A 360-nucleotide genomic window follows, 5' to 3' on the forward strand; every position below is an offset into this window, starting at 1 on the left:
CGCGCGCGCCGCCCGGGTCGAGCCGCACCTGCACGGCCTCGCCCTGGACCGCACCGCCGACCCCGTCACCGGGGACGCCGGCGGTCCGCTGGCCGGGGTGCCGACGCTGGTCAAGGACAACGTCGAGGTCCGGGGCTGGCCCGCGGGCCACGGCACCCGGGCGTTCGTCCCCGCCCCGTCGCGCGAGCACGCCGAGGTGACCCGGCAGCTGCTCGCGTGCGGGCTGGACCTGCTGGGCACGACCCGGATGCCGGAGTACGGGCTGAACGCCTCCACCGAGTTCGCCGACGCCGAGCCGACCCGCAACCCGTGGGACCCGCGCTTCTCGGCCGGCGCGTCGTCGGGCGGGGCGGCCGCGCT

The 360-nt window shown here is 79.2% G+C and carries 1 protein-coding gene; it reads left to right on the plus strand.

Annotated elements, in window-relative coordinates:
* Window positions 1–360, plus strand: a 360-nt coding sequence (locus tag GTW08_RS06935) for an amidase family protein (RefSeq protein ID WP_255497465.1), incomplete at both ends; no start/stop codon positions are given.

The organism is Pseudonocardia sp. SID8383 (assembly GCF_009864975.1).
GTDB classification, from domain to species: domain Bacteria; phylum Actinomycetota; class Actinomycetes; order Mycobacteriales; family Pseudonocardiaceae; genus Pseudonocardia; species Pseudonocardia alni.